Source organism: Corallococcus carmarthensis (genome assembly GCF_003611695.1).
Classification (GTDB): domain Bacteria; phylum Myxococcota; class Myxococcia; order Myxococcales; family Myxococcaceae; genus Corallococcus; species Corallococcus carmarthensis.
This window is the reverse complement of the sequence record NZ_RAWE01000349.1, coordinates 1-5,961: the sequence shown is the minus strand read 5'-3', so window position 1 is coordinate 5,961 and position 5,961 is coordinate 1. Positions and strand designations below refer to the sequence as shown.

General features: G+C 72.0%; 3 protein-coding genes. 1 reads left to right on the top strand and 2 read right to left on the bottom strand.

Annotation, left to right across the window (positions count from 1 at the left end; all coding sequences use genetic code 11):
- Nucleotides 1-73: 73 nt before the first annotated feature.
- Complete coding sequence (locus D7X32_RS42595) at nt 74-916, bottom strand: RDD family protein (RefSeq protein WP_120608216.1); 843 nt, start codon at nt 914-916, stop codon at nt 74-76.
- A 204-nt stretch (nt 917-1,120) separates the two neighbouring features.
- On the opposite strand from D7X32_RS42595, the gene D7X32_RS42590 reads away from it, so the two are divergent.
- Complete coding sequence (locus D7X32_RS42590; RefSeq protein WP_120608215.1) at nt 1,121-4,225, top strand: cyclic nucleotide-binding domain-containing protein; 3,105 nt, start codon at nt 1,121-1,123, stop codon at nt 4,223-4,225.
- 1 nt (nt 4,226) lies between these two features.
- Here D7X32_RS42590 and D7X32_RS42585 read toward each other — a convergent pair whose 3' ends face one another.
- The gene (locus D7X32_RS42585; protein ID WP_120608214.1) at nt 4,227-5,762 is read right to left on the bottom strand and encodes a hypothetical protein; all 1,536 of its coding nucleotides are present in this window, start codon (nt 5,760-5,762) and stop codon (nt 4,227-4,229) included.
- Between the last annotated feature and the right edge of the window lie 199 nt (nt 5,763-5,961).

The window sequence follows — 5,961 nt, the reverse complement described above, 5'->3', positions numbered from 1 at the left end:
CCCCGCGCGGGTTTCTGGGGCGGCAGCAGTCCTACCAGCCGCTCCCATTGGGCGTCCGTCAGCTCTCCTCGGCTCATGCCCTCCTAACACCCGGCTCCGCTCGAACTATTTGCGGACACGTCCTAGGTCCGGATGTGGGACGCCCCGGGCGTGCTCCCGGGGCGGGCAGCAGGGTGGCGGCGACGAGCAGCGTCCACTTCTCATCCGAGAGGTGGGCGGGCTTCTCCATGGCCAGCGAGTCCTGCAGCCGGGCGCCCAGCGCGGAGAACAGCGTGAGCCGGGCCTCCAGCCGCAGCTCCTCTCGGCGCAGGGCGGCGGACAGCACCAGCTCCCGCTCCTCGGTGGACAGCCGCTTCACCCGCGAGACGAACAGCGGATCCGCCAGCAGGCCCTCCTCGCCCCGGGTCTCCAGGGCGGAGGGCACCTTCAGGCGCCGCTCGCGCACGACGATGGTACCGGCGAGCAGGTCCCCCAGCCGCTGGTGCGAGCGCGACACGAGCGCCACCGAGCCGCCCACGAGGTAGAGCAGCGGCAGCCGGTCCACCACGCGCGCCAGGTTGCGCAGGGCCGCGTGGTAGAAACCGATGCGCACGCCGCTCTCCTGGATGACCCGCAGGGACATCACGCGCTTGCCCACCGTCTGGCCCGCCCAGGCGGTCTCCAGCGTGATGCCGTAGCCCCAGTCCACCAGGAAGTAGACGACGATGCCCAGCGCGCTGGCGAACCCCGGGAAGGCGGCCATGGCCACCTGGAACACCAGCAGCACCACGGTGGTGGCGAAGCCGACGATGAGCGCGTCCAGGAGCCACGCGAGGAAGCGCGAGTACACGCCCGCCAGTGTGAAGCGGAACTCCACGTACTCCGGGGTCAGCACCGTGTGGGTGCCGTCGAGCAGGGTGTCGGGGGTGGGCGTCACGGCGCCGGAGTGTACGCCACGCGGACCGCGTTCCGGGGGGCTCCCAGGGGGCTTTCCGTGGGGGCCGCAAGCACTCCGCGTCCGGCCGCGATGCAGGGCAGGCGGGCAGGCATCCCCGGCTGGAGGGCAGATGCGGGCGGGACTCGAAGAGTGTTATTCGTGAATAGCGGGCTCCCACGTTATCCTGTCCGCATTCCCGCGCCCGTGGCCTCTTCCGAAATCTCATCCTGGAACCGCCGCGTCCTGCCGGCGGGTGCGTTCCAGTTCGCGCTCATCGCCGGGGTGACGCAGCTCAAGACGTCCGCGAACGCGCTGGTGCTGTCGCGCTTCGAATCCCAGGCGCTGCCGTACCTCTACCTGCTGGGTGCGTTGATGACGGCGTCGCTGACGCTGTTGCCGCGCGGCCGTCCGGATGGGCCCACGGAGTCGCCGGGCATCCTCACCGGCGTGGGCGGCGTGCTGGCGCTGGGGCTGGCGGCGGCGCTGTCCGCGGGGCAGCGCATGCCGGCGTTGGCGCTGTACCTGTTCGCGGACTGCTTCAGCACGTTCGTGTCGTTCCGCTTCTGGGGCCGCATGGCCTCCGCGTTCGACGCGCGCGAGGCGCGCCGGGCGTTCACGGTGCTCAATGGCTTCGGCATGGGCGGCGGCATCGCGGGCGGCCTTCTGGTGCAGGCGCTGGCGGTGCGGTTGGGCACGCCCGTGGTGGTGGTGAGCGGCGCGGTGAGCCTGCTGGCCGCGGGCGCCATCTACCACCACCTGCACAAGGCGGAGCCGGCGCCGCCCGCGCGCCCGCGCTCGCTGCAGGCGTGGTTCCCGGCGTGGAGCTACCTGGGCGAGAGCCCGTACGCGCAGGTGCTCGCGGCGCTGGGCATCGCGTTCGCGGTGCTGTCGTCCTTCGTGGACTATCTCTTCCGCCTGCGCGTGGAGGGCACGCTCAGCGAGGACGGGCTGGCGGCGCTGTTCGGTTCGCTGCAGCTGTGGATTGGCCTGTTCTGCGTGGCCTTCCAGCTGCTCGTGGCGGAGCGGCTGCTCAAGCGCATGGGCCTGCTCATGTACCTGGCGCTGGTGCCGCTGGTGCTCGCGCCGCTGGCGGGCGCCACGCTGGCCACCGGGCAGCTGTGGCCTGTGCACCTGCTGCGGCTGGTGGAGACGGCGGTGAGCTACTCCATCCTGCCGGTGGGCATCCAGCTGCTCTACGCGGCGGTGCCGGACGAGCAGCGCGAAGGGCTGCGCAGCGCGGTGGATGGGCTCCTGCGCAAGGGCGGCGTCGTGCTGGCGGGCCTGCTGCTCATCGGCGCGGGCCGGGGCGCCAACGGCATCACCATGGCGGTGGCGGTGGTGGGGCTGTGCGTCGCGCTGGGCCTGCTGCTCGTGCGCCTCAAGCCCGCGTACCTCACGGCGCTGGGCGAGCAGGTGGGCGCGCACGAGGAGGAAGAAGTCGAGCTGGGCGGCGAGGCGCAGAAGCTGCTGGTGGAGGCGCTGGGCGCGCCCACTCCGGAGCGCGTGCTGCGCGCGGTGGACATGCTGGAGCAGGCGGAGGCCGCGCCCTTGCGGCAGCACCTGGCCTCGCTCTTGAGCCACCCCCACGAGCGCGTGCAGGAGCGCGGCGTGACGCTGGCGCTGTCCATGGATGCGCGGGAGCTGGCGCCCATGCTGGAGCGGCTGGTGGAGGAGGGCCCCCGGCGTCCCCGCGACCAGGCCGTGTGGGCCCTGGCGCGGCTGTCCCCGGAGCGCGCGGAGCGGCTTCTGCCGCCGCTGCTCACCAGCTCCGACGTGGGGCTTCGCTGCGCGGCCATTGGCGCGCTGATGCGCACGCAGGGCAACTCCGCGGCGCTGGAGTCGCTGCGCGAGCTGCTGTCGAAGGGGGACCACGCGCCCGTGGCCGAGCGGCGCGAGGTGGCGCGGCTGCTGGGCCGGCTGAAGGACCCCCGGTTCGCGGGGCCGCTGTCGCTCTACCTGGAGGACATGGACATCTCCGTCCGGCGCGTGGCGCTGGTGGCGGTGGGGGAGGGCGGCTACGTGGAGCTGGCGCCTCGGCTCCTGCCATTCCTCACCTGGCGCGAGGAGCGTCCGGCCGCGCGTGAGTCGCTGGTGCAGCTGGGCGACGCGGTGACGCCGCTGCTGGAGCTGCAGCTCAACAACAAGGCCGCGCCGCTGGCCATGCGGATGCAACTGCCCCGCGTGCTGCGCGGCATCGGTTCATCGGCGGCGCTCAACGCGCTGTTGTTCTCCAACGTGCGCGACGACGCGGCGCTGCACTTCCGCATTGGCGCGCAGCTGTCCCGCCTGCGCGAGGAGCAGCCGGATCACCCGGTGGACGTGGACCGCATCCACGAAGCGCTGGGCCGACGCCGCGACACGTACCGCCAGCTGGTGGGCGCCTTCCGCGACGTGCAGGCTGCGCTGGGCCCCCAGTCGCTGCTCACCCGCGCGGTGGGCGACCGGTTGGATCAGGCGCTGGAGCTGTCGTTCTTCCTCCTGGGGCTCCTGCACCCGCCGCAGGCCATGCGCCGCATCCATCAGCACCTGGTGGGCCGCGATTCGCGCCGCCGGGCCTATGCGCTGGAGCTGCTGGAGAACCTGGTGGCGCCAGAGGAGCGCGAGCTGGTGATGGAGCAGGTGGAGGCCCATCACCGCGAGCTCCCGCCCGGGGCGCCCGGCCGGCTGTGGCGGCGGCTGGCGGGGCTCGTGCAGAGTGAGGACCTGGTGCTGCGCGCGTGCGCCCGCCACGTGGCGCGGGTGAATGGCCTGGACGTGCTTCCGCAGGAAGGTGACATGAGCGACACCATCGTCCAACGGATGTTCGCCCTGGAGGGCGTGAGCGTCTTCTCGCAGAGCGACGTGGACGACATCGCCGCCATCGCGGAGGTGGCGCGCGAGGCGTCCTACAAGACGGGCCAGCGGCTCTACAGCCAGGGCGACCCGGGCGACGCGCTCTACGTCATCGTCGAGGGCGCGGTGGACGCGTTCCGCAACGGCGAGCACGTGCTGCGCTTCCAGGCGAAGGAGGCCATCGGCGAGGTGAGCCTGCTCGATGGTGCGCCCCGGCCCACGGACATGGTGGCCGCGGTGGACTCGCGCGTGCTCGTCATCGACCGGCGCGACTTCCTGGACCTGCTGGCGGACCGGCCGGAGCTGCTCACGGGCTTCTTCCGCTCCGTGAGCCAGCAGCTCCAGAGCGTCATCGACCTGCCCGCGCGCCGCGAGGAGGGCCAGCGGCTGGAGCTGGGTGCTCCCCAGCAGCCCGCCTCGCCGCTGGAGGGCATTGGCGGGCTGCCTCCCGAAGGCAACGCCCCCTCCGACGTCTGAGTCAGTCCCCCGCGTCGTGCGGAGGCGGTGCGTCGCCGCTCTTGAGCGCGGGTGGCTGCAAGGGGTCCAGGCCGATGAGGTGCGCCGAGGCCACCGGGATGAACGGCCGCGTGAAGCAGCGGAACGGCGGGATGCTGCCCACGAAGCGGGTGAACGCGAGCCCCGCGAAGACCCACGGCTGACGCTCCACGGTGGCGATGGGCGCGGCGACGCCTTCCGCCCGCCGGGCCATGCGCGCCACATAGCTGCGCAGGGGCAATCCGTGCAGCACGGGCAGCGCGCTCCAGACGCGCACGAACCAGGGCGGCCGCGTGACGGGGGCCATCCATGCGCGGTCGCTCTTGGCGGCGGTGAAGACGATGAGCCACCAGAAGCCCCAGAGGCTGCTGAGCACGGTGAACGAGCGCGGGACCCAGCACAGGGGGATGCAGAGCAGGATGAGGGCGGGAACCCCCATCACGAAGAGCATGAAGGCCCTCCAGCGGCGCTGGAGCTTGGCGCGCATCCAGGGGACGTTGAGGCGCACGCGCGGCGTGATTTCGGGGTCCTCGGGCGGCACGCCGGTGGCGAGGCTCGCTTCGCGGGATAGGACCGTGTGGTAGTCGCGCGACAGGGCGACGATGATCCACTGCACCGCGCTCAGTGAGCCGAAGAAGAGCGCCCAGAACTCCCAGCTGCCCAGGAAGAAGACGCCGTCGCGGACCTTGGGCGCGTCGATGTTGAACCCCTTCTTCTGGCGCTCCATCCGGACGCGGAGCTTTTCCTCCTGTGCCTCCGAGTTGTCCTTGAGCGCCTTCTCGACCTCCGCGCGGATGGCGGCGGAGAGCCGGTCGCCCTGGGATTCATCCGAGTCTGAGTCCGCGGTCGCGTCCTGGGGGGAGTCCGCCGCCTCGCCCTCGGCGGACGGAGCCGTCGCTTTCTCGCGGGCCTCTTGTTCGGCGGCCTCCGCCGCGTCTCCGGCTGCCTCCGCCGCGTCTCCGGCGGCAGAGATGGCTTCATCCGGAGGGAGGCTGTTGTCCTTCGCCGCGTTGACCGCCTCCGCGACGAGCGCGGCGAACGCCTCCTTCACGGCGGCCGTGTCGCCCTTCACCGAACCCCGCTCCTGACGGGCCTTCAGCGCGGCCTCGAACTCTTGCGTCCGCTGCTCGATGCGGGCCTCGGCCTTCTGGCGCGCGGCCTCGGAGACGGCCGGCACCTGCTTCTCCTGCCTCTCGTCGTCGAACTGGTAGAACGCCCACCCTGCGGCCATGGCCAGCAGGAACGCCGTCTGGAGCGCGGTCACCCTCACATAGGTGGAGCGGACCGTGGGGCTCGCGAGCGTGACCCGCGCGATGTGGAAGGGCAGGGCCACGCCATAGAAGAACTGGCGGATGCGGCCCTGGGGCAGCTGACCCTTCGTGGATTGGAAGTGCTCGGCGCCGCCCCGGACCTCGCCCCACAGGTCCGACGCGAAGTTCCGGCCCCGGGAGGCTCCTCGGCCCCGGCGAGTCCCGCCGTCCTTCTCCTCCTGTAAAGGCTTGAAATCCTTGCCTTTCATGCCCGTCATTGGGCCACGCTACCACGGCGGGGATGTGCTAAAGGCCCGGCCGTGAACCCGAACCTCCTCTCGCTGCGTCCCTTCCGTCGTCCTACCCGCCAGCTCCGGCTGTCGTCCGGCGCGCTGGTTCTTGCCCTGGGAGCCCTCGCGGGTTGTGAGAAGACTCCCCCGCCGGCCCCGGCCACGCCCCCTCCGGCGG